Below are 25961 nucleotides of genomic sequence, written 5' to 3'. Positions count from 1 at the left end.
TAGCGACGAGCAGATTCAGAAATCGCAGCGAAGCGTTGGTTTTGAACTCTTAATCAGCGGGTCCCAGGTTCGAGCCCTGGTGCGCCCACCAAGCCTTTCACGTAGTAGATCAAGCGCTTACCGCAAAGATCACGGTGGATAAGACGAGAACAAAACGGGTCTCGTGCGACGCGTTTTGTGATCGCACGTCGCACGCCGTGCGACGGGTTAATGAAGGTCTCTTAAGGTTCTTGTCGGTACCCGGGAGCAAGAAGCGGGGAGTCGCGCGCCTTCCAGTGTGCTTGGACCACGTGCTCGAGCCGGCTTTGGAATTACGCTCAGAGCGCCGCATCTGGGATCGTGGCAAGGCGTTGGCGGCGCTCAGTAAGGCGATCGACGAGATGGCGTTCGTCACGTCATCGCAGAAGATACCGAATACTGCTACGCCAAGCACCACAGCATCTTGCACGGCTGCAAGCCGCCGCCGAGATGAGATTTCGGCCGGTCGGCGATCAGCCCTTCATCCCTTCCTTGCGCACCTGCAATTCGAGCCGGTCGATGCCGGCATCGGCGCGATCGGCATTGCGGGCGCGGTAGTGCTTCACGATGGTCTGCGCGCTTCGGTACGAGTGCCCCGTGATGTCGCAGATCGTCAACAGGTCGCAGCCGGCGCGGTCGAGCAGCATGACACGGGTATCGCGCAGGTCCTGGTCGTGCTTTTGGTCGAGTTCGCCGGCGCTATTGACGAACATCAGCGACGGGCACGGCTTCAGCCGCCATGCTTCGTTAGCGCCATTACTGTCGCGCGCCGCCTGCGCCTCCAGCCATTCCGCCACCACACGCGCGCGCTGATCAACTGCGCGAGCGCGCTGCGCCTTGTTCTCTTCATTGAGCGGGAAAGACGCGAACAGCCCGTCGACAGTTCTGATCAGTTCGGTGGTCAATCGCTCAGCGCGGACGATCGCCTGGCGCACGGTATCGCGCGCGAGAAAGCCGAACACGGCAACGGCGCGCGCGGTCGATACCCAATGGCGATAGGTGCCGGCGATCCGGTCGCGGTCGTTCCGTTCGCGCCGATCACAATCGAAGGTTCCGATATCGACGAGGTGTACGTAAGGGCCTGCGCGGCGGCGAACTCCGACGCCTCTCGCGGCACTCTGATAGTTCATCTCGATCTGCCGGACGACGCCGGTTCGAAGCTGCCGTTACCGGCCGACTATCCGATGCCCGAAGCGCTACGCGACGACGCGCGCGACGAGTGGCTCCGCGATCTGGTGAATTGGTGGCAGCGGGACCGGTCCCAGCTCGAGCACCGGATACCTTACATCCACGGCGCGCGTCTCCGCCGCTACGGAGGAAAGATCGATCAGATCAAGCGTATCATCGAACTGCTGAAAGCGAAAGAAAGTACGCGGGCGGTCGCGGTGCTCGTCGATCCGTTCCGGGACTTCAATCCAGCGGCCGCAAAGGGAGAGTTCGCCTCGTTTTGCCTCGTGGAGTTTCGTCGTCGCACTCGATCCGACAAAGTGACGGTCGTCGACGCTATCGCGTTCTATCGTGCGCAGGAATTTGCTCGTTGGTGGCCGGTGAACATCGCCGAGCTGAGACTTCTGCAGCGAGAGATAGGTGAGGCTTGCGGTTTTTAAGACCGGGCGGATCACGACCATCGCCGCGGATGCCCGGACCATCGCGCGGTCGCCGACCCAGGTGGCGATGCCGATCATCGATCGTCTCCTAGACCAGGCGCCTGAAAAGCTGCGCCTCTTGGCCGACGCCCTGGTGCGCCGATCGGTGCGGAGCGAACGCCAGATGGCCGCCGTGGCCAGCTGGCGGGAAGCTCTCGCCGAGCTTCGCAATGCCGCGAACGCCTCCTACAACAATGACGGGATTCCGATCGCCATCGAGGGACTGCGGGCGCTGGCCGCCTATGTCGAAGTCGGAGCGGACGTCGCCGATACGGGGGCTGCAGCCATCGTGTCCACGCTGAGAGATCTGGCCGATCAAAACGAAGGGTACGAGCACTCCAAACGCGAGCCGGATGACTTCAAGCGATGGTCGCGGGGGGCGCTGCAGCGTGTGGCGGAGCTCGAAGCGGCCACCGAAGAGCGCACCAGGTGAAGCAGCAGGACCAATTTTCGGGCTGTGCTCGGCCGACCCGCCGGCCTGGAAAAATGCGTTGATGATGCGCGGAAGGTCTTCATGATTGCCACCGGAACGAACATAGCAGTAGTCCTGATTCTGCGCGGGCGAAGACGGCTGAGAAGATTGATCATTCTTTCCGGCTCCGCCCAGAACTTCCGCGCGTTACACGTCTTTCGCGCAAGGTCTTGGCTGGCGGCACGGCATTGACGCTTGTTCTCGTTTCCGGAGCAGTCCTGTGGACTTTGCTGAACAGTCGTACTCGCGAGCAAGTATCCGAGGAACTCTACACTACCGATCATCACAATGTGGCCGATGGCGTTGCCTGGCTACCGCGCGACTATGCGGGCGTTCCCCGCGACGTCCCGCGCCTTGGGCCGCCGCTGCCTGGCGATCTCGGCCGTCCAATCGTTGCAGCCCAAACCCAGTCTGGACCACTTGCGGTGGATCCCGAGCAACAGCGGATGAGTCAGGAAGGCGAGGCCGCGCGCACCAGCAAGGTTTTCGTGTCAATGAATGTTCGACCATCCGCGGCAGCCATTCCATCGGAGGCCACCCCAAATGCGGCGCCATCATCCGATGAGGCATTCGCCCAGAACGGACAGGATCGCAAGCTGGCCTTCGTCAACGCCTCCATCGATCGCCGAACCGCGAGCCCGGACCGCGTGACGAGACCAGCCTCGACTTACGTCGTGCAGGCTGGGTCCGTGATTCCTGCTGCCCTCATCACCGGGATCAGTTCTGATCTACCAGGGCAAATCACCGCACAAGTAACTGAGAACGTCTTTGATACGCCAACGGGCCGCTCGCTGCTGGTGCCCCAGGGGGCACGATTGATCGGAATCTACGACAGCCAGGTTGCGTTTGGACAGTCACGCGTTCTTCGGGTCTGGACACGCCTGATCATGCCGAACGGCCGATCCATCGTCCTTGAGCGCCAGCCGGGTGTCGATACCGCGGGATACGCTGGGCTTCAGGGCGAAGTTGATCATCACTGGGGGCAGCTGTTCAAGGCGGCGCTGCTGTCGACCTTGCTTGGGGTCGGGGCCGAACTCGGATCTGGCTCGGATGCCGGCAACGGTAGCAACGCCCTAATTCGGGCGCTCCGCCGTGGGGCAGAGGATTCCCTGAAGCAAACTGGTCAACAGATCGTTCGGCGCAATCTCAACATCCAGCCGACCCTGACAATCCGGCCCGGTTTTCCGGTACGGGTGATCGTCAATCGCGACTTGGTGCTTGAACCATACAGAGGGTGAAAAGGCGAAACTGAAGCTCGGCGCCATCTCAGACGACGACAAGTCAGTTAAGCTCATCGTGGAACTGTCGGCCAAGTCGAGAAGGGGGTCCCATGAGGAGGCGGGCAAACATCTCGATGGGCTGAAGCACGGGCGCGACGTTTGCCTTCAACACCGAGTACTTCGCACATGAGCACGACGCGGAGGGCGTCGCTGCGACTCTGCGAGATTGGTTAAGCGAGACTAAACGTGAGCGTGACGCGGGGCGCGCCGGCGCATGCTAGTCACCACTTTTCGACCCATGGCCGAAGCACGACTTCGAACGCCCACGTCGACCGATGCTGGCGATGCAGTTGCAAATATGTTTCGGCGATATGGTCGGGGTCGGCCATGTTGTCGTCGACAGTCATCCCCGCCAGCCGGTGTGCGCGGGTCCCGTCCTCCTGAGTCCAGCCGATCGCGGCGTCGATCGGTACATTCGCGACGTGGATACCCTGCGGCATCAGTTCTCTTGCCATACTCTGCGCGAGTCCCGACTTGGCATGGCATGCCATCGCAAAGGCGCTGCTTGATGGGAAGCCTTTGAGCGCTGCGCTGGCGTTCGTGAAGATGATCGTTCCCTTCGCCCCGTTGGCGTCGAGTTTGTTTCCGAGCATGAGTCGAGCTGCCTGTTGACCCACCAGAAATGCGCTGAACGCCGCGTTTCGAAGTGTTTCTAGCGCCATGACTGGGTCCGCTTCGATAACGCTCTTGCGGAAAATGCCGGGGACCCGTCCATCGATGTTGTGCACGACAAGTCTCGGCGTCCCAATGTCCTGCACGATATTCTTGAACAACCGCTCCACGGCCGCCGGTTCGCTCGCATCACAGGCGTATCGACGCACCCCATGCATTTCCTCAAGTGTCTCAAGAACCGCTTTTCCGGGATTCCTGGCTGCCACAGCAACACGCATACCGTTCTTCGCGAACAGCCTCGCGCAACTTGAGCTGATGCCCGGACCGCCACCGATAATGAGTGCAACGTCCTGGACGGAAGGTTGGGCGTCGCCCTTGGACTGAGACATGTCGCTTACTCGCGGTTTGGGAGCTGACAAAGTAGTGGTAACGGTCGTGTTATACCGCCTCAGGTCAGAAGCGAAGCAATCATTAATTCTAAATCAGAACTATAGGTAGTTGCAATTAGCCCGACTGGGCGGTACCTTTCAGTACCTTATCACATGTGGGACATGGACAATACTCGCGGCTCACAGAGTTCTATTCGCGATCGAATCCTGTCGGCTGCTTTCCAGTCGCTCAATGAAAACGGCTTTTTAGGCGCGAGCACCCTTGAAATCGCGACCAAGGCCCACGTGTCGAAACGCGAGCTCTACACATTGTTTTCGAGCAAGGACGAGATCCTCCTCGCCTGCATCGCCGAACGCGCAAGCGCGATCAGCGGCAGCCTCTCGGAACTGCCCGCGCCCAGCACAGCGCGAGAACTCTTCGACGTACTCCGGGAATTGGGATTTCGGCTTCTCAAGGACGTCACTCGCGCCGACGCTATCGCTGCGTTCAGATTCGCGATCGCGAGAAGCGATGATCTCCCGGAGGTCGCGCGCATTATCGACAGAAATGGCCGCCGTGCGAGCCGCGAAGCGCTTGCGAAAGTGATCGACCACGCCGTTAGTCGCGGTCTCCTGAAACGCGCGGAGACGAAGCGGATGGTCCGGACCTATGTGGGGCTTTTGTGGTCCGATCTTCAGGTGGGGCTTCTTTTGGGAGTGCTCAAGCCTCCGGCCGAAGACGAAGTGAAGCTCTTCTCCGAGCAGGCGGCGCGCGAGTTTCTTGCAATTTACGGTACCTGAACCGATTATCTGAACGGACGGTCGCGCAAGCTCCGCAGTGCTACCCGTAAGCTTGGATGTGGCGCAGTCCTCGACAAATCCCAACCACGTAACAAACCAGTGAAACGCTGCAGTCTCGACGCTTCGCTCTTCGGCCTAGATCGTACCAATTGGGTACCATGACTGCTGATGCGGAGAGTCCAATGAATAATCCGGGTGACGTGCCGCCGGCATGCAATCAACCGGGCTTCGGATCGAAGAATTCCTTTAGGAAGATTCTGGTTCAGTCCCAAGCTAAGGGTAAGTCGGCGATGACTTGCCGATCTGGGCAGGCTTGATCATTGCCAACGTCGAAAGATGACACTGGCGTTGACGCCCCCGAAGCCGAATCCATTCGAAATCGCGTGCTCCATCGTCATGCGCCTGGCCTCACGGGACACGAGGTCGACGCCATCAGCGGCCGCGTCGCCATTCTCGAGATTAAGAGTAGGCGGCGCGACCTGGTCGCGTAACGCGAGGATCGTGAAGATCGCTTCCGCTCCCCCGGCTGCGCCGAGCAGATGACCGGTCGCCGATTTGGTGGCGCTCACGGCAATTTTTCCGTCGCGGCCGAACACGGATTTGATCGCTTCCAGTTCGGAAACGTCGCCAACCGGCGTCGAAGTGGAATGGGCGTTGAGATGCTGGATATCACCGGGCTTGAGGCCGGCCTGCCGCAAGGCGCCTTCCATAGCGCGGCGCGCGCCGTCGCCGTCCTCGGGTCCCGACGTGATGTGGTAGGCGTCGGCAGTTGTGCCATAGCCGGCGATTTCGGCGATCGGTTGGGCGCCCCGGCGGAGCGCGTGTTCCAACTCTTCAATGACAAGGATACCGGCGCCTTCGCCCATGACGAAGCCATCGCGGTCGCGGTCGAAGGGGCGGGACGCTCGCGCTGGCGTTTCGTTAAAGCCGGTCGAAAGGGCCCGGGCGGCGGCGAAGCCGCCGAGGCTCACGAGATCGATGCAGGCTTCCGAGCCACCGCAGATCGCAACGTCCGCTTCTCCGGTTCGGATGAGGCGTGCGGCGTCACCAATCGCCTGCACGCTCGCGGCGCAAGCGGTGACCGGCGTTGCGATGGGACCCTTGAAGCCGTAGCGGATGGAGATATGACCGGCCGCGAGATTGGCGAGAAAGGACGGCACGGTGAAGGGCGAGAGGCGCCTCACGCCGCGCTGATCGGTGGTGCGAACCGCCTCGACGATCGCCGGAAAGCCTCCGATACCCGATGCGATCACCGTCGCGGTGCGCTCCAACGCGTGTGCGTCGGAAGGCGCCCATGCCGCTTGCGCAATGGCCTCGGCCGTGGCGGCCAGTGCGAACAGGATGAAGCGGTCCATCCTCCGCTGATCCTTGGCAGGAACAACCAGATCTGGATCGAAGCCTCCATCCGGATCGTCGGCCTTGGTCGGCACGATTCCGGCGACCCGTGCGGGGAGGGCAGCCGCCCATTCGGGAAGGGCGGCGAGCCCTGAACGGGCCGCGAGCAGGCGGGACCATGCCAACTCGCTGCCACAACCCAGCGGTGATACCAATCCCAAACCCGTAACGACGATCCGACGCATATGAGGTTACCTTCTTGCGTTACCCACGAACATCGCGTCGTTCCGCCCGGTCGCGACTCTGGGTGGTTGCGATAACCGCGTTCGCTACCGCGCGCCTCCTGAATACCTCGCCGCGGGCCTACCCGATTGCATGAGCGCACGGCTCAATGCGATGCGAGCGTCTTCAAAGCCCGTCCAGAGCGATGCATTCTCCAACGAGGGAAAGCAGATAAGCTCACCTTGGTCCAATGCCTGCAGGGCGGTGTCGACCAATTGCTCCGGGGACATGAATAGTTCGTTGGGGAAGGGAGCCGCAGTGAGACCGGATGCTTCAAAGAACTCGGTGCGAACCGGGCCGGGAAGCACCGCCTGAACAATGATGCCAGTCTTGGCAAGCTCCATCTGGAGCGAGCGCGTGAAATTCAAAACATACGCCTTGGAGCCGGAATAACCTGCGCCGGAAGGCGTCGGCATGACCGCGATCATGGAGGCGATGTTGATGATCGTTCCGGAATTGCTGCGCAGGAATCCCGGTAGGACGGCCTGAGTCAGTCGCGTCAACGCCAGGACATTGATCTTGATCAGGTTCTCCAGCGCGTCCGCAGCTACTTTCGAGGCCGGCCCAAGCGCGCCGAGGCCGGCATTGTTGATCAGGACGTCGATGTCCTCACGGTTTGTTAACAGCGCCTCAATGCGCAACAGGTCCTTCGCGTCAGCGAGGTCGGCAGTGACAATCTCGACCGCTCGGTTGGTCTTGACTTTGATTCTCTTGGCAATGTCCTCTAGTCGGTCTCGACGACGGGCGACGAGAATCAAGTCGTAGCCGCGTTCCGCCATTCGTTCGGCATAAACGGCGCCGATCCCGGACGACGCACCGGTGACGACTGCAAAACGTTGAGGGTTGCTCATCTCAATCTAAGCCTCCAACAATCGGCATGGATCTAGACCGGTTCTTGAATGGGATACGGCACAGGCTTGTTTTCTTCGAGCCAGCGCTTCTCATACTCGGAGTTTGGCGGTGGCGCGGGCATGCCTTGAATCTGCCAGAGATCAAAAGGCGTCTCGTCGATATGGATTTCCCAATCCCTGCCGCGATCCTTGATGTAAGGCGCGATTGCCTTTTCCGCCCAGCCCATCCATTTGGCTTTTAGCTTCTTGGCGTCAGGCGGGAATGACCGCGCGATATGGTCTACCCAGATGCGAACGAAATTGTGCGCCTCCTCGCCGCCCATGTAAAAGGACTCGGGCGCGACCTCTTGAAAAACGACGATGACGTAGAATTTCGGCAGCCCGCGATAAAGCTCGGTAATCCGCTGTGACAAGGCGCGCTTGTCATCCGCGGTGAAGGCGCCAACAGGATGATATATCTTCCAAAACGGCATTTTTCCTCTTAATTCGGCGTCTCTCTGCGTGTCATCAATGATGATAATCATCATTATTAACGCTGTTGTCAACCCTTAATGATGATGTATATCATTGTTGCTGATTGGTGGTTCGGAGAATTGATCGTGCGGATTACAGAGAACCAGGCCCAGAAGAATCGGCAAAGGGTTGTCGCGAAGGCCTCGCGGCTTTTTCGCGAGGCTGGTTTCGATGGCATTTCGGTAAACGACCTGATGAGGGCCGCGGGATTCACGCATGGCGGCTTCTATAATCACTTTGAATCGAAAGGCGCGTTAGCGGGCGAGGCACTCGATCACGCATTCCGACAGATGGATGACGTGCGGGAACGAATGCCGACCCTGGACGAATTCGTTACGTCGTATCTTTCGGAGGAGGCCCGCAACGCGCCCGGCTCGACATGTCCGGCGGCTGCACTGGCAGGCGAGGTCGCACGACAGCCGGATGCCATCAAAAGCGTTTTCGCCGATGGCGTTGAGCGAATGATCTTGTCGGTTGAAAATCTGTTGCCCAAGACGCCATACGCGCGTGATGAGGCGGTCGATGTGGTTTGTCGTATGCTCGGGGCGTTGGTTCTGGCCAGAGCGATGCCGGCGTCGAGCGGCCTTGGCCGTGAATTGCTCGCGAACGCAACAGAGCGGTGCCGGAAAAGCGCGGTGACTTCAAGCAAGCCGCGGCGGGGCGGGAGCGGTCCGAGAGGTCAGGGCTGACGCTTCATCACTAAGTGTGGGGCGCTCAATCTGCGAGCCTGGTTGTGCTGCTCGCCATGAGTTCTCTCCGTCCAGGCTGCATTGGGCCGTCCTGGCAGGGAGCAATCGAACGAGACCGCAAGAGCGGCTTTTCTGCAGGGGGAAATATCGTGAAGCGCTTTTGGCTACAGCAGTATCCGGAGGGAGTTCCCGCCGATATCGATGTCAACCAGTATTCTTCGTTGATCGAACTATTCGAAGAAAGCTTTACGACGTTTGCGGATCGCAAAGCTGCGATCTGCATGGACAAGGCGATCACCTACGACCAGCTTGACAAGATGTCAGCCGGTATCGGCGCTTACCTGCAAAGCAGGGGTCTCGCGAAGGGCGCCCGGGTTGCGATCATGATGCCAAACGTTCTGCAAAACCCTGTCGCGGTAGCTGCTGCCTTGCGTGCAGGTTACACGGTTGTGAACGTCAATCCTCTTTATACTCCGCGGGAACTCGAGCATCAGCTCAACGATTCTGGCGCAGAGGCCATTGTTATTTTAGAAAATTTTGCGACGACCCTGGAAAAGGTGCTGCCGCGGACCAGCATCAAGCACATAATCGTCGGCACGATGGGAGATCTACTTGGTCTCAGGGGCGTTTTCGTCAATTTTATTGTGCGCAAGGTCAAGAAAATGGTCCCAGCGTATTCGCTGCCAGGCGCAATCTCATTCAAGGATGCGTTGTCAGCCGGCCGCAAGATGAAGCTGGACAAGCCGAATATTGGTCCGGACGATGTTGCGTTTCTACAGTATACCGGCGGCACCACGGGTGTCTCGAAAGGTGCAACGTTGCTCCACCGTAATATGGTGGCCAACGTGCTTCAAATTGTTGCGTGGACCAATCCCGCGTTGCGCAAGCCGCCACTGGTCGAACCCTTCCTGACAGTCTGCGCGCTACCACTCTATCACATCTTCGCGCTCACGGCCTGTTTCCTGTTTTCCGTGCGAGTAGGCGGCACCAACCTTCTGATCGTAAATCCGCGCGATATTCCAGGATTCATCAAGGAGCTTCGAAAGCACAAGGTCCATAGTTTCCCGGCCGTCAACACGTTGTTCAATGGTCTTCTGCACCATCCCGACTTCAAGAAGGTGGATTTTTCGGAATTGAAGATTGCGATCGGTGGCGGGATGGCGACCCAAAAGACCGTTGCAGACAAATGGCTCGCGGCGACCGGATGTGTCCTTTCCGAAGGCTACGGCCTCTCTGAGACAGCTCCGACTTTAACGGTGACACCGCCAAATCTTGCAGAGTTCTCCGGGACCATCGGACTGCCTGTCCCATCAACTTATATTTCTATCCGTGATGATGATGGCAGGGAAGTGCCATTCGGCGAAGCCGGCGAGATTTGCGGCAAGGGGCCGCAGGTGATGGCCGGTTACTGGAACAGGCCTGACGAAACCGCCCGGGTGATGACAAGCGACGGTTTCTTCCGGACAGGTGATATAGGCGTGATGTTGCCGGACGGCTTTACCAAGATCGTGGATCGTAAGAAGGACATGATCATTGTCTCCGGCTTCAACGTCTATCCAAACGAAGTCGAAGAGGTGATCGCCAGCCATCCGGGAGTCCTGGAATGCGCCGCGATCGGCGTCCCCGATCCGAAATCCATCGAAGCGGTCAAGGTATTCGTAGTTCGCCTCGACCCGAATCTGGGAGCTCAGGACATTATTGCTTTCGCCAAGACACAATTGACTCCATACAAGGTGCCGAAGCACGTTGAGTTTAGGTCTGAGCTGCCGAAGAGCAACGTCGGAAAAATTCTGCGCCGAGAACTGAGGAATGAAACTCTAAAAGCCACAGCAACTGTTTGATTTGTAAAATCACAAAGCCGATCCGGACTGCGGCGACGATCTGTTCGGCTATAACATCATCATCATCAAGTGTCTGGGCACCGGCCCAGGCAAGCCAGCGCGCGGCCGCTAGGCAGACAGGCCTGCTGAGACCCTAACCGGCATATGCAAGCACACAAGCCGAAGCGAACACCGGCTGCGATCACACGAGCAATCGATAGCGGGGAGGGAGCAATTTCCTGTTGGGATGCCCCTGTCGGCACCCTCACGATAGCCTCAAACGTCAACCCAATCAGACGACCGCGGGACTGCTGTCCTTCCCGCCGGTGTTCTCGGCCAAAGTACCAAATCAGAATGAACCCCGGTGCAGTCCGGCCATCAGAAATTTGGTATTCTAGGATCCGGGCGAGGGGAGTTCCAATCCAAATTATATTGACTATATATCCGCAAGGCAGTGGGCCGGTGTTGCGGCAAGGTAGGGTGGGCCTGGAATGGCAAAGAACAGTCTTGATGCGTCTTGTCCTGTAGCGCGAACGCTCGACATTGTGGGCGCGCGCTGGACGTTGCTGATTATCCGTGACCTTCTCCCAGGCACCATGCGATTTCAGGACCTTCAAGAGCGTCTGCCTGGCATGGCGCCTAATGTCCTTTCTGATCGTCTAAAAACACTTGAGGCACACGGCCTTGTACGTCGCGAATTCTACAGCGACCATCCCCCGCGAGCCGCCTATACCCTTACCGACCCTGGCCGTGAGCTCGGCGTCATCGTTCTGGCTCTGGGACGATGGGGCATCCGGCACCTCGGCGGCAGGTTGAATCGCGGCCTCCGGCACGACGAGGCTTTCCGGCACCTGCAACAAGCAGCCGACGCTATCGCCCGCCGGCCGGTTCAGCGGGCAAAATCCGGTGCCAAAGCCGTTTCCTGAACTGTCGCATGATCATGCGGCCTCCAGCGCTTTGCGAATACGCGGAGATTGTTCGAGGGCCCATCGGACGACCTTGGGGGCACGCCCAAGTAAACTTTCAAGCTCATCGTTGACAACATCATAACGTCCGCCTGCGACCAGGCGGGTGATGGTTCCCAAGTGGTCTGCAATATGCGGACTGCGCGACGCGATGGCACTATTGATGTACGTCTCGATCCAGGCATCCAGGTCTTGGGGCACATACGAGATACGTCGTCCCAGCGCAGCGCCGTAATCCTCGGCAAACCCATGCATGTCCTTCAACTCCGGTCCGGTGAGCTCATACGACCTCGATATATGCGCCGAGGGGTCGATCAGGACCTTCGTGCAGACCTCCGCAACATCATAAGCGGCGATTGGCGCGATCTTCTGCGTGCCAAAAGGCAGGTGAAGTTCGCCCGCACCAAGCAACTGCTTTAGCGGAAACCAGGAAAGGATCGGATTCTCGACGAACATGGTCGCCCGGATATTGACGACCGGCAGGCCGGACCACTGTAGTGCCTGCTCCGACGCCCAATGGGCTCTCTGTTGCGGTGACCATTCGGCGACAAATCCTCCGAGCCAGCCGAGTCGCGCCTCGCGCGCGCCGGTCATTTTATCGAAAGTCATGAAGGACTGCTCGAATTCCGAAATGTTCACGAAGACCTCAATGTCCCCTTGCGCGCGCGCAGCGGCGGCCATCAGGATGCTTGCATCGGTATAGTACGGGTTCAAGCTCATGCTGAAGTAGATCCGGCGGCAACCCTTCAGGGCGGCGGCGACATCGGCGACGTTGAGCAGATCTCCGACGAATACTTCGGCTCCGATCTGCCGAAGCGCCTTCGCCCGCTCGTCGTCTCGCCTCACGAAGGCACGCACCGGATATCGCTGCTCCAGCAGCGTGTTGATCATCGTCTTGCTTACGGAGCCGACTTCGCCGCCGGCTCCAGTGATCAAAATGGGATTCCGTTTCGACATCGAAGTGTCCTTTTCGGCTGGGCGACTGGGTGGGTGTTCGTTGAAGCGAAGGCGGCTCGCGCCATCGAGGCACGGGCGGGCGATCGTTCGCTCTCAGAGACCGCTCAGCATTTCAGGAAGCGCAAGACGTGGCTCAACACTGCATCGGGTTGTTCAAGATGCAGGAAATGACCGACGCCAGGCATCACGACGCGCTCGAATCCCTTCGTGAACGCCGCCTCCATGGTTTCGCTGAGCTGCGCGGACATGCAGCCGTCATCCTCCCCATGCAGATAGAGCGACGGGACAGCAATTGGACCGCTCGCGCGGGCTTCAAGGGCCAGGGCTGCCGGGTCAGTCGGCGGCGTGAACAACTGCCGGTAATAGGCCAGGGTCTGAGTCAAGACTCCGGGTTGGCCAAACGTCTCGTTGAGCGCGGAACGGTCCGCAGGCGGCAGCACGTACCCCGGCGACCATTCTCGCCAGAGCCGGTCGAGGAATGCAAAGTCGTTGAGCTGAACAGCCGTCTCCGCCAGACGGGTCTGGAAGAAGAACATATACCAGCTTCGCCGCTGTTGATCACCATCGGCGACGAATGCTGTCGTCAGACCCTTTCCATAGGGGACTGCCAACCCGATAAGCTTGCGGACGCGGGCCGCATCGAGGCTTGCCGCGGCGTAGACTGCACGTGCTCCGAAGTCATGGCCGATGAGATCAGCCTGCTCGGCCCCCAGCGCTTCGATGAGCGCTAGTACGTCCTGCCCGGTCGCCAAGGCGCGGTAGGATCCGTCGGGCGCGGCGCCACCGGCCCAATATCCTCGCAGCGCCGGTGCGACGGCCCAATATCCTTCCTGCGCGAGACGATCCAGGAAGTGAACCCAGCTCTGCGCATGATCAGGAAAGCCGTGCAAGCATAGCACGAGAGGGCCGCTCCCCGCTTCAAGGATCGGGAAATCGAGCCCGTTGGCACGGACCGTCCGCTTGCGGATATGGCCACCGATTGGACCGTTTCCCGCCTCAAGCACGCGCGCCGTTCGCTGGCGGATGTGGTCCAGGGCAGGCGACGCGGGGCTGTCCGGCATGGCTATGCAATCCTCACTATCATTACTTGGATGATGATAATCACCCAACACAGGACTAAAAGACGGCGATGCCGGATTTGCCAATTCAACCATGAATAAGTGCGGTACCGAGTTGGCGATAGCTGGGTCCGCCATCTCCTTTAAGCAAGCAAATGAGCCTCCATGTCTTTTGCGGGCTCTTGGCGCATGCCGGAAGCAGGCTTCTGCCGTCAATGCATGCTGTCGGTTTCTGGGCGGGTACGCTCGCAGCAACTGCAGCCAGGCGGCATGTCCGATGATCGATATTAGATCGGGCGCATGGCGATCTGTCGCTGTGCGAATCCATCGCTGAATAGCCGTTCTTCAATATTTTGTTTTGCGGCACGACAGCCTTGTGGTGCGATTGCATCCAATCATGCCGACTATGTCCGGGAAGATAAAAATGGACGCGTCAGCAACTTTCGGAGGATCCCGTGTTGGGCTTAATGCAAGAGTGGCCGTTGCTGTGTCAGCGGATCATTGATCATGCCGCGACTTGTCATCCAGACCGTGAGGTGGTGACTCGGTCTGTCGAAGGGCCGATCCATCGAACCAACTACGGCCAGATCCGAAGACGCGCGCTGAAAGTCGCCCAGCGATTGGATCGAGACGGCATTGTGCTTGGCGATCGGGTCGCGACCTTGGCCTGGAACACTTGGCGACACCTGGAAATCTGGTACGGAATCATGGGTATCGGCGCCGTCTGCCACACCATAAACCCTCGCTTGTTTCCAGAGCAAATCGCATGGATCATCAATCATGCACGTGACAGAGTTCTCTTCGCTGATATCACCTTCGTACCACTTCTTGAGAAGCTCGCATCGCATCTCGAATTCATCGAGCGCTTCGTCATACTAACGGATCGCGATCACATGCCGGACACTTCCTTGCGCGGCGCGATCGCGTACGAAGACTGGATCGATAGCGTAGACGGCGACTTCGCCTGGAAACTCTTCGACGAAAACACCGCCGCCGGGCTATGCTACACGTCAGGCACGACGGGGAATCCAAAGGGTGTCCTGTACTCGCATCGGTCAAATGTGCTCCATTCGCTGATGACCGCGCAGGCAGACGTTCTGGGCCTTAGCTGCAACGACACGGTCCTACCGGTTGTGCCGCTCTTTCATGCCAACAGCTGGGGGCTCGCGTTTCACGCCCCGATGGTAGGGAGCAAGATTGTTTTCCCTGGCGCGAGGCTCGATGGCGCGTCCGTATACGAGTTGCTCTGGGACGAAAAAGTAACGTTTACGGCCGGTGTGCCGACCGTCTGGCTCATGCTTCAACAGTATATGGAATCAAACAACTTGCGTTTGCCAGCGCTTCGAGACTTGACCATCGGTGGCGCGGCGCCACCGCCTGCGATGATTGAAGCCTTTGAGCGGATGGGCATCTGTGCACGGCAGGGGTGGGGTATGACAGAGATGGGACCTGTCGGTTCGATCGGAAGCCTGAAGCCGCCGTTCGCAGATTTGACCGGCGCGGAGAAAATTGCCCAGCTTTCCAGCCAAGGTTTTTCACCTTTCCTCGTTGAAATGAAGATCACCGATGACTCCGGCGAGAAGCTTCCCCACGACGGAAAGGCGTATGGCAGGCTAAAGGTGCGTGGTCCAAGCGTTGCCAAGGCCTACTACGGGCTGAATGACGAGATCCTGGACAAGGATGGCTATTTCGACACCGGCGACGTCGCGACGATCGACGAGCACGCCTACATGCGTATAACGGATCGATCTAAGGACGTTATCAAGTCGGGCGGCGAATGGATCTCATCCATCGAGGTCGAAAATGTCGCTATCGCTCATCCTTCCGTACAGGAGGCCGCGGCGATCGCGGTTTCACACCCGAAATGGGGCGAAAGGCCGCTTCTCATCGTTCAGCTCAATCCGAACATGGAAGCGACCAAGGCGGATATCCTTTCATTTCTTGAAGGCAAGATCGCGAAGTGGTGGATGCCCGATGACGTCGTCATGGATTCAATCCCCCATACCGCGACGGGAAAGATCAGGAAGTCAGAGCTTCGTGAGCGTTACAGGAACCAATTGCTGCCCAGCGCATCGGTCTCATCCAGCAACGGTTGAATGACCAATCATCCTGGCTAGGGCGAGGGAGCTCTCACCGTGACATCCGTTAGATTCGAGAAACTGCGCAACGTTGGTCTCATAACGCTGGACAATCCTCCGATCAATCTCGTCGATGACGACCTGTTGCTGGAGCTCGGCAAGGCTATCGATGAAGTGGACAGCTCCGGAGTTCGAGCAGTACTTCTACACGCGACTGGGGACCACTTCGGGCCAGGAGTGAACGTCAAGACCACCTTTTCGGGAGTGAATAGTAGGGGTGGCCGAAAAATGCTGACGAGGGCCATTCCGATTGTGCTGCGACTGGAGCAATTGGATATCCCGATCGTGTGCGCGGTTCAAGGGCTTTGCTTCGCGGCATCGCTCGAACTGGCGTTGCGTTGCGATGTAATAATCGCATCTGACGATGCAAAATTCGCCCAGGTAGAGCGCGATATCGGAGCAGCAACCTATTTGGGCGGAATCTACCTGCTCGCCGAGCGATGCGGACCAGCGCGGGCCCGAGAGATTTGCCTGACAGGCGAACGCTACGATGCTGCCGTCTTCGAGCGGTGGAATATCGTCAATCGCGTCGTGCCGCGCGCATCGCTATACACCGAAGCGTTGGCGTGGGCGCAAAAGTTTGCGGACGGTCCAACAAAAGCGTATGCGGTGAATGAGCGTTTGCTGCGAGGGTTTCTCGACTACGGCACTAGAGGAGCCGACGAGCTGCTCCTGGACATCGGGCCTCCCCTGTTCGACAGCGAAGATTTCAAAGCCGGGGTTCAGTCTGTGGTGGAATATGGAGCCAAGAATTTTCGAGGCAAAGTTGTCTTCCGGGGATCCTGATCGTCGAGACGGAGTGGCCGCGCTGAGTCATCGCCACCATCGCCGCTACCGTGATCTGGCTATGATAAGCGTCCGTACGACAGGCAGCCCGAGATCGAGTCTTGCACGTCTCGCTACGCGTGGAACGCCCGTCCAAAATCGCGAGGCATCGCCATGACGTTCAAGCTCCCCGATAACATCGCCACACGCGCCATCGCCGTCCTTGGCGCGGGCACGCTGGGCCGCCGCATCGCTCTGATGTTGGCGACGCGCGGCGCCGAAGTGCGCCTGTATGCCCGCAGCGCCGCGACGCGCGATGCGGGCGTCGCCTTTGCAAAAGAGCAGTTGCCTGCCGTACTGGCCACGCTGCCGGGCAGCAAAGCCGGCACCATCGTGGGGGTTGACGACATGACAGTCGCGCTCAAGAATGCGTGGCTCGTCGTGGAGTCAGTCCCCGAAGATCTTGAACTGAAGAAGAACATCTTCAAGCAGGTCGATGCGCTCTCTGAGCCTGACGCCGTCTTGGCCAGCAACTCCTCATCCTATTCCTCGAGCGCTTTTGCCGACAGCGTGAAGAACCCGGCGCGCCTCTTGAACACGCACTTCCTAATGCCGCCGGGCATCACGCCGATTGAGTTGATGTCGTGCGGCCAGACCGACCCGGCTGTGATCCAGCTGCTGGTCGACGTGCTGCCCGGCTATGGCCTGACGCCCTACGTGGTGCAGCGCGAGAGCATGGGCTTCATCTTCAACCGCGTCTGGGCCGCCATCAAACGCGAGACACTGGCCGTGGTAGCCGAAGGTGTCGCGTCGGCGGAGGTGGTGGATGCCATCTACAGCCAGGCCACCGTTCACGGCACGGCCCCTTCCGCCTCATGGATGCGGTGGGCCTGGACGTGGTGCTGAGCATCGAAGAGAACTATGCCCAGCACCGGATCGGCCTGCCTGAAGGGCCGCGGATTTTGCTGAAGAAGATGATCGCCGAAGGCCGCCTTGGCGTGAAGAGCGGTCAGGGATTTTACGACTACCAGTGACGCAACATCCGCGAGCCCCTTGAGGGCTTTGACATGAAGTGACGTTATTGGTTTTTGTCGATCTCCCCCAGATTGGCCACAAGAGCTATCTTGCGGACCGTCTTGTCGCGGTCCAGCCGGATCCGACGAGATTCTTCAGCGGGGGCGAACCATCCGGCGCGAAGTTTGCTTCGAATAGTGGCAAGCCGAAGATACCGGCGTGAGAGCCCACTTCGCCCCTGAGCTATCATCTTTCCTCGACACACCCGGGACTCCAATAAACATTATCTGAAGCAGCCAAGTAGAGGCACCCCCCGAGCCTCAAATTCCCAACATTGCAGACTCCGCCTCGAGGTCCCTCGCTATGACCTTCAGCCACCGGTGCACAGCCTTGATCCTGCTCGATGTTTCATGCACTTTTCGATAGGTAAAATAGAAGTCTCGCGAGTCAAGCTTGAAGGACGGCCAGTGGGTAAGCGCCTTGAGAGCCCCGCTGGTAATCATCGGCGAAACCAACGGAAACGGCGCAAGAATAACTCCCATGCCGGACCGGGCCATTTGAAGTCCTGTAAGCAGGCTGTCGCCGAGCAGTTCCGGTTCGACCGACGAGAGATCAGGGTCGTTCACCTGAAGCCACGACCGCCAGCTATTCGGCACAGTGCTGTACTCGATCAGGGGCAACCTAGAGAGGTCCTTGACCGTGCTGATGGGCCCAAATCTCTCAAGAAAGTTCGGCGCGGCGCATGGAGCAACGCGGGAGCGAAGAAGCCGATGGAATATCAGGCCCGGCACGGGCGGCGTTCCCAGCTGTACCGCGGCATCGATATCGTCCTTTGCGAAGTCGACCGTCGTGTTGCGTGCTTCCAGTCTGAGATCGAGGTTGGAAGACGCCTTGCGGAATCGTTCCAAGTGGGGCAACGCAGCGAGCATTGCAAACGTTGGAGTCACGCTGACGCGTACAACACGATCGCGCTTTCGGACCCCCAGAATGTCGCTCGCGCGAAACAATTCGTTGAACGCATTCAAGACGGCGGCGGCGTAGACCGCACCGCTTTCGGTCAGAGCGATGCTGCGTCCGTTGCGCTCCACCAGTTGCACCCCGAAGTGCACCTCTAGCGCCCGAAGCTGATGACTGATAGCTGACGGCGTCAGGTTGAGGCTCTCGGAGGCAAGCTTGACGCTGCCGAACCTCGCGATCGCTTCGAAGGCGCGCAGACTCGCGAGAGGTGGAAGAGCCGGGCTGGACATATTCTGGCTTGAGCCTGCTTCAACAATCCGCAATCGAATTCAATTGTGCTTTGGATGTCCATCCGTCAGCCTTCTGCTCGGACGGATCAATGGCGCCAACTGTAAGGCTGGCACGCGGGAAAAGCCAGCGAAGGTGGTATGCCTCCAATTTCGCATCGCGAAACATACAACAGAAAATGGGAGAATGCGATGAATGCCCCCTCCAAACACGATCAGCTGGCGCATGCGGCCAAGATGACGCACGGGCTACCTCAACCGCCGGCCTTTTCAACATTGGCCGAAGAACGGCAGCATCGCAAAGAGCGCCTCGCAGCCGGTTTCCGGTTGTTCGCCAAGTTCGGATTTGATGAAGGCGTGGCTGGTCATATCACGGCGCGCGATCCGGAGTTCACCGACACATTCTGGGTGAATGGTTTTGGCATGAGCTTTAGCCAGATCAAGGCGTCTGATCTTATTCGGGTCAACCACAAAGGCGAAGTTGTCGAAGGCAATCATCCGGTCAATGCGGCTGCTTTCGCGATTCATGCGAGCGTTCATGCTGCCCGGCCCGATTCTGTCGGCGCGGCGCATTCGCACTCCACGTACGGCCGGGCCTTCTCGACACTGGGTCGAAAGTTGGGGGCGATCACGCAAGACGCCTGCGCCTTTTACAACGACCACGCTCTGTACGAGGATTATGGCGGAGTCGCAGTCGAGTTGGACGAGGGTCAGCAGATCGCCCGGGCGTTGGGGCCTCACAAGGCGGCAATTCTGCAGAACCATGGACTTCTGACGGTCGGCCAGACCGTTGATGAAGCAGTGTGGTGGTTCATCACGATGGAGCGGTCATGCCAAGTGCAGTTGCTCGCTGAGGCGGCTGCTGCGCGAACGGGGCAATCTCTCAAGATTATCCCTGAAGAGTCAGCGCAGCAGGCATTCAATATTCTCGGCGCACCCAGGACAGGCTGGTTTCAATTCCAGACCCTCTATTCGAAGATCGTTAAGGAGCAGCCGGATCTGCTCAATTGACCGGACCAACGATGAAGTGTTTCGGAGGGGAGCGCATGAACATCCAACCCTCACCTGGAAATGTCAGCCACGACGTTCTGGCGGCCGAGGAACGGCTGGTCCGGGAGGATCTCGCCGCGCTGTACCATGTCTTCTTTGATCTAGGCTGGTGCGAGCACATCTACAATCATATCACGGCGCGGGTACCGGGTCCTCATCGGCACTTTTTGATCAATTCGTTTGGGTTGGCGTACAACGAAGTCACAGCCTCCAATCTCATCAAGATCGACCTCGATGGTAACAAGGTTGTGGACGTTCCGGGTCGCGTCAACGCGCCGGGCTTCACGATCCATTCTTCGGTTCATGCCGCGCGCGATGACGCCCATTTCATCGCCCACACGCATACGACTGCCGGTGTTGCTGTTGCCTGCACGGACGAGGGGCTTTCCCCGCACAGCTTCTACGGCGCGATGCTCTATGAGCAAATCGCGTATCACGATTTCGAGGGCATCTCGACGGATCTGGGTGAGCGCGAACGGCTTGTGAAGTCGCTCGGCAACAAGAACTACATGATCCTGAGACATCATGGTCTTCTGACATGCGGGAGGACTGCCGCGGAGGCACTGTTCCGCATGACGATCCTGCAACGCGCGTGCGAAGTGCAACTCGCAGCTGCAACGTTCGGCAAGAGCTGGCGGCCCTTGTCGGAAGAGGTTCTGCGTCGGACGACGCGTCAGATGCAGAGCGAGGTTGCAAAGGGCTTCGACGAAAAAACCTCCTTTGGGCAGGATTCGTTCAAAGCCTATCGTCGCGCACTTGATGCAAAAGGATCGCGCTACAGGGACTAAGCTTGATCGGCGGCGGCTTGTTGGCTGCAGCCGACGTCTCGCAATTGAGAGGCTAGAAGGAGATGAATCTTGCGGATACTGGTAATCGGCGCCGGAGCGTTGGGCGGATATTTTGGCGCTCGGCTTCTGGCTGCGGGACGTGATGTCACGTTCCTGGTGCGGCCGGCCCGTGCAGAAGCGCTCAGGACGAATGGGCTTGTCATCAGGAGCCCAGCCGGCAATCTCAATCTGCCATCACCGCCGACCGTGACATCCGAACGGCTGAAAGGCCACTACGATTTGATATTGTTGAGCTGCAAGGCCTATGATCTCGACGGTGCCATTCAATCGTTCGCCCCCGCGGTGGGAGACAATACGGTCATCATTCCCTTTTTGAATGGCCTGCGTCATATCGAAGTGCTGAACGCCCGCTTCGGGGAGGAGAGGGTGTTTGGCGGTCAATGCGCCATCTCGGCCACGATGTCTGCAAATGGTGAGATTCTCCATCTCGTCGATTTGCATACGCTGGGGTTTGGCGAGCAAAACGAGGCGCGATCGAAGCGCCGCGATGAGATCATCGCTGCATTGTCAGGTGCCAATTTTATTGCCGAGGCCAGCCACAATATCCTGCAGGACATGTGGGAGAAATGGGTATTCATTGCCACCGCCGCGGGCTCGACCTGTCTGATGCGCGCCTCGATCGGGGATATCGTCGCCGCTGGCGCATCCGGCCTTGTGATGAATTTTCTCGACGAGTGCAGCGGGATCGCGGCCGGGGCAGGATTTGAGCCACGTCCGGCCTTTTTGGAACGCACGCGATCCATCTTCACAATGCCAGGCTCGCCGCTGATGGCGTCCATGCTGCGCGATATCGAGAAAGGATCGCAGACAGAAGGCGATCATGTTCTGGGCGACCTATTGGGTCGGGCGAAAGCAGGACAAATTCCTGTCCTTCTCAGCGCGGCCTATGCGCATGTGAAGTCTTTTGAGGCGCGTCGCGCCAGAGAAGCCGGCAAATAGGAACGGAGCTGGAGCGCCGGGATCAAGCTCGTGCGTTCTCGCCGTGGTCTCGGACCCGAGGGGGATCAAATCCGGCTTTCAGCCGCTTAGAGGCCGGCGGTTGAGCGCGTTGGCCTCTTCACTGGCCGCCTGCGCGTGAATGAGCTGAAAACGTCAGGCGCTGCGCCAAAGACCGGACGGCGATAGGCTGTGCTCGCGCCGCCCAGCAATCACGATGGATAGGACTGCGGGAGGACACATTGGGCCACTACGGCGACTACCAGACAGAAATCTATGTTGGCGGCCTCAGCGGACGGCTGCCGAAACTTCCGGTAGATTTCCGCGAATTGGAAGCGCGGGCGCACGCTGCGATGTCGCCGAGTCTTGTGTCTTACGTGGCAGGCGGCTGCGGCAACGAGCATACGCAGAATATCAACGTGTCTGCATTTGAGCGGTGGGGTTTGATCCCGCGCATGCTTGTCGGCGCCGCCAAGCGGGATCTGTCGATCGTCCTTTTCGGAATGCGGCTTCCCACCCCGCTCTTCATGAGCCCTATCGGCGTCATCGGATTATGCGCGCAGGATTTCCATGGCGACATCGCGACGGCAAAGGCTGCGCAAAAGATCGGCGTCCCGATGATGGCGTCGACCTTCAGCAGCGATCCGCTCGAGCAGGTGGCTGCCGAATTTGGCGAAACGCCGGGCTTCTTCCAGCTCTACACTCCCAACGATCGGGAAGTAGCCGAGAGCCTGATCCGTCGGGCCGAGGCAGCGGGATTTAAGGCCATCGTGGTGACTCTGGATACATGGGTTACCGGATGGCGGCCACGGGATCTTAACCTGGCCAATTTTCCTCAGCTGCATGGGCATGTTCTCTACAACTATTTCTCGGATCCGGTGTTTCGCAGCAGGCTGCAAAAGCCACCCGAGGAAGATTTTCAAGCGGCGATCATGCAATGGGCGAAGATTTTCGGAAATCCTTTGACCTGGGACGATCTTCCCTGGTTGCGCTCGCTGACCAAGCTTCCGCTCGTTCTCAAAGGCATTTGCCATCCTGATGACGCGCGGCGCGCGATCGATGCAGGCGTCGATGGCATCTTCTGTTCAAATCACGGTGGCCGTCAGGCAAACGGCGGCATTGCCGCGGTCGACCTGCTGCCTGGCGTTGTCAAAGCCTCCGGCAGAACACCCGTACTGTTTGACTCCGGGATACGTTCAGGGACCGACGTTATCAAGGCCTTGGCACTCGGCGCTACGGCTGTCGGCATCGGCCGGCCGTATGCGTACGGACTCGCGCTAGACGGCGTTGAGGGTATCGTTCACGTGTTGCGATGCATTCTCGCTGAAGCTGATTTGCTGATGGCCGTCGATGGCTTTGCCCGCATCGCCGACCTTGAGCCGTCGTCACTGATGGCGGTGGGTTGAAATCTAGCCGGCAGGAGGTGCTAGGAACCTCAGGATGGCTCTCTGTGTAGCCTCCGGAGCCTCCTCGCACATGAAGTGACCCGCATCGACTTCTTCTCCCGTAACTTGCGTGGCCCAGTTCATCCAAGTATCCAGCGGTTTGGCGCCTGCGGCCGCGATACCCCGGCTCCCCCAGATCACATGAACCGGTGCTGCAATCTTTTTTCCCGCATCGAGGTCACTCTTGTCGTGCTCGAAGTCCGCATAAGCACCGGCGCGGTAGTCCTCGCATAGGCCATGCACGCGCTCAGGATCACGTAACGCGCTTAGGTAGTGGTTCACGGCCCGAGGATCGAAACCCTGCGCGAACACTGGACTGAAAAACCCGTCTGGGTCGGCCGAGATTAGTGTTTCCGGCAATGGATAAGGCTGAGCGAGAAACGTCCAATGATAGATGCGTAGCGCCGAAAGACGGCTTAGATTCGTCCAATAATTGTAAGTAGGCAGTATATCAAGGACGACGAGTTGCGAGAGTCGCTCCTGATGATCGAGCGCCAAACGATAGGCGACGCGTCCTCCCCGATCGTGGCCGGCTAAGGAAAAGCGGGAGCAGCCGAGCTTTCCCATCAGTTCGACCATCGTTTGGGCCATTGCGCGTTTCGTGTAAGGAGTATTGCTTGCATCGGTCTTGGGAACGTCTGACGCGCCATATCCCGGAAGGTCAGCGATGACGAGCGAGAAGCGTTCGGCGAGTGCTGGCGCCAAATGATGCCACATCACGTGGGTTTGAGGATATCCGTGCAACAAGAGAAGCGGCGGCCCCTTACCGGCAACACGCGCAAAGATACGCCCGGATTTTGTTTCAACATGCACCGACGCAAATCCGGAAAACAAATCAGGGAGAGCGGTCATCTTCAATCCTTTGTCACGATAAGAGTAGCTTGAAGACAAATGCAAACGTTCTCCGGCAAGCTGGCTTGCATCAAGCCTAGCTCCCGCTTCCTCTGCCGATCACGCGCATCACAGTCATATGAATCGCCAAGCGGTTTCAGCTAGGCGGCCGTTCGCAGAAAATCGACGATGTCTGCTTCGCTTTTGAAGGGCCGCGGATTGGCCTGTACGAAGCGATGATTGATTGCAATCTTGCTGATCTTGCCAAACTTGTCTTCGCCAATGCCGACATCAGCAAGGCGGCCAGGTAATCCAAGGCTCTTGGTGAATTCCGCAAAGGCGTCTGCCGCCTCCATGCCCGGCCCGCCAAGAGCCGCCGCTAAACGCTTCTGCGCATCCTCGGTGAATGGCTTATTGTATCGAAGCAGGCTCGGCATGATAACAGGTGTGCAATAGTAGTGAGGAACGTCGAAAGTCCCTCCAAGCACATGGCCAATGCCGTGACTTGCTCCCATCGGGACGCGTGCCTGGAGGCCGAAAGACGCAAGCCATGAGCCATGTTGGGATAGTCGCCGCGCCTCCAGATCATCAGGTTGCTGCAAGGTCCGGAGCATTCCCTCACGCAGGATGCGGATGCCCGCCAAGACGACCTCGTCGGCTAACGGGGTGCCGGCGGGCGAGCACAACGCTTCGATACCGTGATCCATCGAGCGCGTTCCCGATCCCATCCAAAGGCTCGAAGGCGTATGAAGGGTGAGGGCAGGGTCGAGAATAATCGCCACTGGCGACATTTGGGGGTGGAAGAATATCTGCTTCAGCTTGTGACGCTCATCGGTCACAAGCGCCGCTGCATTGTATTCGCCGCCATTCAGCGTCGATGGGACTGCAATCTGGCGGACTGCGGGCGAACGGAACGGAGAGACGTTTACGCCCGGGCCCATGGGGAATGGATCGAAACCCGCTTCATCGCGGATGTCATGTTCCATCGCCATGATGACTATTTTTGCCAGATCGATCGCAGAACCCCCACCGACAGCCACGATCAGATCAGCTCTTGCGTCTTTAGCTTGAAGGGCAACCTCGGCAGCTTGCTTGCGCGTCGTGTGCTGTGCAATTCCGTCAAAGGTCGCCGCATGTTTGTCGCCGAGCGTACGCCGAATCTTCTCGATCTCATCGGTCTTGGTGTTCAGGGTTCGACTGGCGAGAAGGAAGACGCGCTTTGCGTTCAGTCGCTCTGCCTCTTCGTTCAGAGCGTCAGACGCAGCTTTGCCGTAGATGACACGGTCAATTGCCGGAAAGTTGTGTACACCAGTCCTACGCATTTTTGTTCCTCCCGTACCTCGAAAAGCAAGTGACTATATTATTTATAGTAACGGGAATCCGAGGGGGTGACAATCTGCTCGTGGCAATTTGCCGGAGAGGAGAGACTGCAAAGTACGGCGATGATCTTGATCAAGACAGGAGAAACCCGTCGCTACGATAGGTATCGGAGCCGCTGACCGTATGACTCACCGGTGCGTTGTTCCGCTTCTCGCTGACCGGATCGGCTGGCGGGAAGATGCTGTCATAAATCGCGCGCGCCTCTCGAATGAGACGGTCTCGCTCGCGTTCAGACTTTGGCACAAATCGAATAACTTCGCCCATATTTGCTCCAGATAACCTAAGAGCACGAATCCGCAGTTAGCGAACCCCGTCATGATATGATAAGCATCATTCTATCTCAATCTAGGATCTCCGCACGAACTTTGAAGCTCTGCAGGCGGTAACGAAGAAATAAACAACTCGTGACAGTCGTCTTCGCGGAATAGCGGCGTTTACTGTGGAAGATGACTTTGCAACTGATGGACACGGTCATCCGGCGTCCCAATCGGCGTTATTCGGGACTGGATCCGAAGACCTTCAACTTCGCGCTCAAGCTTTCCGACACGATCCGCCAGCCCGTACATGTAGTCGCCGCGCGGATCATCCATGCTCAGAGCCTCCGCCTAGTAATTCAAGCTTTCCCAGAGGCGCTTGAACATAG

The 25961-nt window shown here is 58.7% G+C and carries 27 protein-coding genes; 14 read left to right on the top strand and 13 right to left on the bottom strand.

The window, feature by feature from the left end:
- Window positions 1–491 precede the first annotated feature (491 nt).
- Both V1278_RS30575 and V1278_RS30570 read right to left on the bottom strand, forming a co-directional pair.
- The gene (locus V1278_RS30575; protein ID WP_334383315.1) at window positions 492–1148 is read right to left on the bottom strand and encodes a hypothetical protein; all 657 of its coding nucleotides are present in this window, start codon (window positions 1146–1148) and stop codon (window positions 492–494) included.
- 66 nt (window positions 1149–1214) lie between these two features.
- The gene (locus V1278_RS30570) at window positions 1215–1703 is read right to left on the bottom strand and encodes a hypothetical protein (RefSeq protein WP_334383314.1); all 489 of its coding nucleotides are present in this window, start codon (window positions 1701–1703) and stop codon (window positions 1215–1217) included.
- On the opposite strand from V1278_RS30570, the gene V1278_RS30565 reads away from it, so the two are divergent.
- Both V1278_RS30565 and V1278_RS30560 read left to right on the top strand, forming a co-directional pair.
- Complete coding sequence (locus V1278_RS30565) at window positions 1693–2097, top strand: hypothetical protein (protein WP_334383313.1); 405 nt, start codon at window positions 1693–1695, stop codon at window positions 2095–2097. The two genes, V1278_RS30570 and V1278_RS30565, sit on opposite strands and share 11 nt — an antisense overlap.
- Window positions 2098–2243: 146 nt before the next feature.
- The gene (locus V1278_RS30560; RefSeq protein WP_334384294.1) at window positions 2244–3374 is read left to right on the top strand and encodes a TrbI/VirB10 family protein; all 1131 of its coding nucleotides are present in this window, start codon (window positions 2244–2246) and stop codon (window positions 3372–3374) included.
- A 263-nt stretch (window positions 3375–3637) separates the two neighbouring features.
- Here the strand turns inward: V1278_RS30560 and V1278_RS30555 are convergent, their stop codons facing one another.
- Window positions 3638–4417: an SDR family oxidoreductase gene (locus V1278_RS30555; RefSeq protein WP_334364365.1), complete on the bottom strand. Its 780-nt coding sequence runs from the start codon at window positions 4415–4417 to the stop codon at window positions 3638–3640.
- A gap of 162 nt (window positions 4418–4579) precedes the next feature.
- On the opposite strand from V1278_RS30555, the gene V1278_RS30550 reads away from it, so the two are divergent.
- The gene (locus V1278_RS30550) at window positions 4580–5197 is read left to right on the top strand and encodes a TetR/AcrR family transcriptional regulator (RefSeq protein WP_334364364.1); all 618 of its coding nucleotides are present in this window, start codon (window positions 4580–4582) and stop codon (window positions 5195–5197) included.
- Between the two features lie 317 nt (window positions 5198–5514).
- Here the strand turns inward: V1278_RS30550 and fabF are convergent, their stop codons facing one another.
- The 3 genes from fabF to V1278_RS30535 all read right to left on the bottom strand — a co-directional run bounded on the left by fabF (window position 5515) and on the right by V1278_RS30535 (window position 8192).
- Entirely contained in the window at window positions 5515–6777 is a 1263-nt protein-coding gene (fabF, locus tag V1278_RS30545; protein ID WP_334364363.1) for a beta-ketoacyl-ACP synthase II, read from the bottom strand.
- 84 nt (window positions 6778–6861) lie between these two features.
- Entirely contained in the window at window positions 6862–7665 is an 804-nt protein-coding gene (locus tag V1278_RS30540) for an SDR family NAD(P)-dependent oxidoreductase (protein WP_334383311.1), read from the bottom strand.
- Between the two features lie 32 nt (window positions 7666–7697).
- Window positions 7698–8192 (bottom strand): tautomerase family protein, encoded by a 495-nt coding sequence (locus V1278_RS30535; protein ID WP_334383310.1) that lies wholly within the window; start codon window positions 8190–8192, stop codon window positions 7698–7700.
- A gap of 24 nt (window positions 8193–8216) precedes the next feature.
- Between V1278_RS30535 and V1278_RS30530 the strand changes: the two genes are divergently transcribed.
- The 3 genes from V1278_RS30530 (at window position 8217) to V1278_RS30520 (ending at window position 11613) form a co-directional block, all read left to right on the top strand.
- Window positions 8217–8867, top strand: coding sequence for a TetR/AcrR family transcriptional regulator (locus V1278_RS30530; protein WP_334383309.1), 651 nt, complete (start codon window positions 8217–8219; stop codon window positions 8865–8867).
- A 149-nt stretch (window positions 8868–9016) separates the two neighbouring features.
- Complete coding sequence (locus tag V1278_RS30525) at window positions 9017–10708, top strand: long-chain-fatty-acid--CoA ligase (protein WP_334383308.1); 1692 nt, start codon at window positions 9017–9019, stop codon at window positions 10706–10708.
- Window positions 10709–11178: 470 nt separating this feature from the next.
- Window positions 11179–11613, top strand: a complete 435-nt coding sequence (locus tag V1278_RS30520) for a winged helix-turn-helix transcriptional regulator (RefSeq protein WP_334364359.1) — start codon at window positions 11179–11181, stop codon at window positions 11611–11613.
- A 12-nt stretch (window positions 11614–11625) separates the two neighbouring features.
- Here the strand turns inward: V1278_RS30520 and V1278_RS30515 are convergent, their stop codons facing one another.
- Together V1278_RS30515 and V1278_RS30510 are read right to left on the bottom strand one after the other, a co-directional pair.
- Entirely contained in the window at window positions 11626–12609 is a 984-nt protein-coding gene (locus V1278_RS30515; RefSeq protein ID WP_334383307.1) for an NAD(P)H-binding protein, read from the bottom strand.
- Window positions 12610–12713: 104 nt separating this feature from the next.
- Window positions 12714–13670 carry an alpha/beta fold hydrolase gene (locus tag V1278_RS30510; protein ID WP_334383306.1) on the bottom strand — a complete coding sequence of 319 codons (957 nt, stop codon included), beginning with the start codon at window positions 13668–13670 and terminating at the stop codon, window positions 12714–12716.
- A 452-nt stretch (window positions 13671–14122) separates the two neighbouring features.
- Between V1278_RS30510 and V1278_RS30505 the strand changes: the two genes are divergently transcribed.
- The 4 genes from V1278_RS30505 (at window position 14123) to V1278_RS30490 (ending at window position 17604) form a co-directional block, all read left to right on the top strand.
- Window positions 14123–15763, top strand: a complete 1641-nt coding sequence (locus V1278_RS30505; RefSeq protein ID WP_334383305.1) for a long-chain-fatty-acid--CoA ligase — start codon at window positions 14123–14125, stop codon at window positions 15761–15763.
- Window positions 15764–15802: 39 nt separating this feature from the next.
- Complete coding sequence (locus V1278_RS30500; RefSeq protein WP_334383304.1) at window positions 15803–16591, top strand: enoyl-CoA hydratase/isomerase family protein; 789 nt, start codon at window positions 15803–15805, stop codon at window positions 16589–16591.
- Window positions 16592–16744: 153 nt separating this feature from the next.
- Window positions 16745–17476, top strand: coding sequence for a 3-hydroxyacyl-CoA dehydrogenase family protein (locus tag V1278_RS30495; protein ID WP_334383302.1), 732 nt, complete (start codon window positions 16745–16747; stop codon window positions 17474–17476).
- A complete protein-coding gene (locus tag V1278_RS30490) occupies window positions 17446–17604 on the top strand; it encodes a 3-hydroxyacyl-CoA dehydrogenase family protein (protein ID WP_334383301.1) in 159 nt (52 codons plus the stop codon). Before V1278_RS30495 ends, V1278_RS30490 begins: the two co-directional genes overlap by 31 nt.
- Window positions 17605–17904: 300 nt before the next feature.
- Here the strand turns inward: V1278_RS30490 and V1278_RS30485 are convergent, their stop codons facing one another.
- Window positions 17905–18864: a LysR substrate-binding domain-containing protein gene (locus tag V1278_RS30485; RefSeq protein WP_334383299.1), complete on the bottom strand. Its 960-nt coding sequence runs from the start codon at window positions 18862–18864 to the stop codon at window positions 17905–17907.
- 156 nt (window positions 18865–19020) lie between these two features.
- On the opposite strand from V1278_RS30485, the gene V1278_RS30480 reads away from it, so the two are divergent.
- The 4 genes from V1278_RS30480 (at window position 19021) to V1278_RS30465 (ending at window position 23068) form a co-directional block, all read left to right on the top strand.
- Window positions 19021–19839 carry a class II aldolase/adducin family protein gene (locus V1278_RS30480; RefSeq protein ID WP_334383298.1) on the top strand — a complete coding sequence of 273 codons (819 nt, stop codon included), beginning with the start codon at window positions 19021–19023 and terminating at the stop codon, window positions 19837–19839.
- On the top strand, window positions 19836–20666 hold the full coding sequence (locus V1278_RS30475) for a class II aldolase/adducin family protein (protein WP_334383297.1): 831 nt from the start codon (window positions 19836–19838) through the stop codon (window positions 20664–20666). The genes V1278_RS30480 and V1278_RS30475 overlap by 4 nt, the downstream gene beginning before the upstream one ends.
- 69 nt (window positions 20667–20735) lie before the next feature.
- On the top strand, window positions 20736–21665 hold the full coding sequence (gene panE, locus V1278_RS30470) for a 2-dehydropantoate 2-reductase (RefSeq protein ID WP_334364350.1): 930 nt from the start codon (window positions 20736–20738) through the stop codon (window positions 21663–21665).
- 239 nt (window positions 21666–21904) lie between these two features.
- Complete coding sequence (locus V1278_RS30465) at window positions 21905–23068, top strand: lactate 2-monooxygenase (RefSeq protein WP_334383295.1); 1164 nt, start codon at window positions 21905–21907, stop codon at window positions 23066–23068.
- Window positions 23069–23071: 3 nt separating this feature from the next.
- On the opposite strand, the gene V1278_RS30460 is transcribed toward V1278_RS30465, so the two are convergent.
- The 4 genes from V1278_RS30460 to V1278_RS30445 form a co-directional block, all read right to left on the bottom strand.
- Complete coding sequence (locus tag V1278_RS30460) at window positions 23072–23959, bottom strand: alpha/beta fold hydrolase (protein ID WP_334383294.1); 888 nt, start codon at window positions 23957–23959, stop codon at window positions 23072–23074.
- Between the two features lie 140 nt (window positions 23960–24099).
- Entirely contained in the window at window positions 24100–25260 is a 1161-nt protein-coding gene (locus tag V1278_RS30455) for an iron-containing alcohol dehydrogenase (RefSeq protein ID WP_334364348.1), read from the bottom strand.
- A 130-nt stretch (window positions 25261–25390) separates the two neighbouring features.
- Window positions 25391–25582 carry a hypothetical protein gene (locus V1278_RS30450; protein ID WP_334364347.1) on the bottom strand — a complete coding sequence of 64 codons (192 nt, stop codon included), beginning with the start codon at window positions 25580–25582 and terminating at the stop codon, window positions 25391–25393.
- Between the two features lie 170 nt (window positions 25583–25752).
- Window positions 25753–25908: a hypothetical protein gene (locus V1278_RS30445; RefSeq protein WP_334364346.1), complete on the bottom strand. Its 156-nt coding sequence runs from the start codon at window positions 25906–25908 to the stop codon at window positions 25753–25755.
- Between the last annotated feature and the right edge of the window lie 53 nt (window positions 25909–25961).

It is taken from the genome of Bradyrhizobium sp. AZCC 1577, from assembly GCF_036924575.1.
Taxonomy (GTDB): domain Bacteria; phylum Pseudomonadota; class Alphaproteobacteria; order Rhizobiales; family Xanthobacteraceae; genus Bradyrhizobium.
The sequence above is the reverse complement of the archived record's forward strand: the minus strand, read 5'-3'. Positions and strand labels throughout refer to the sequence as shown.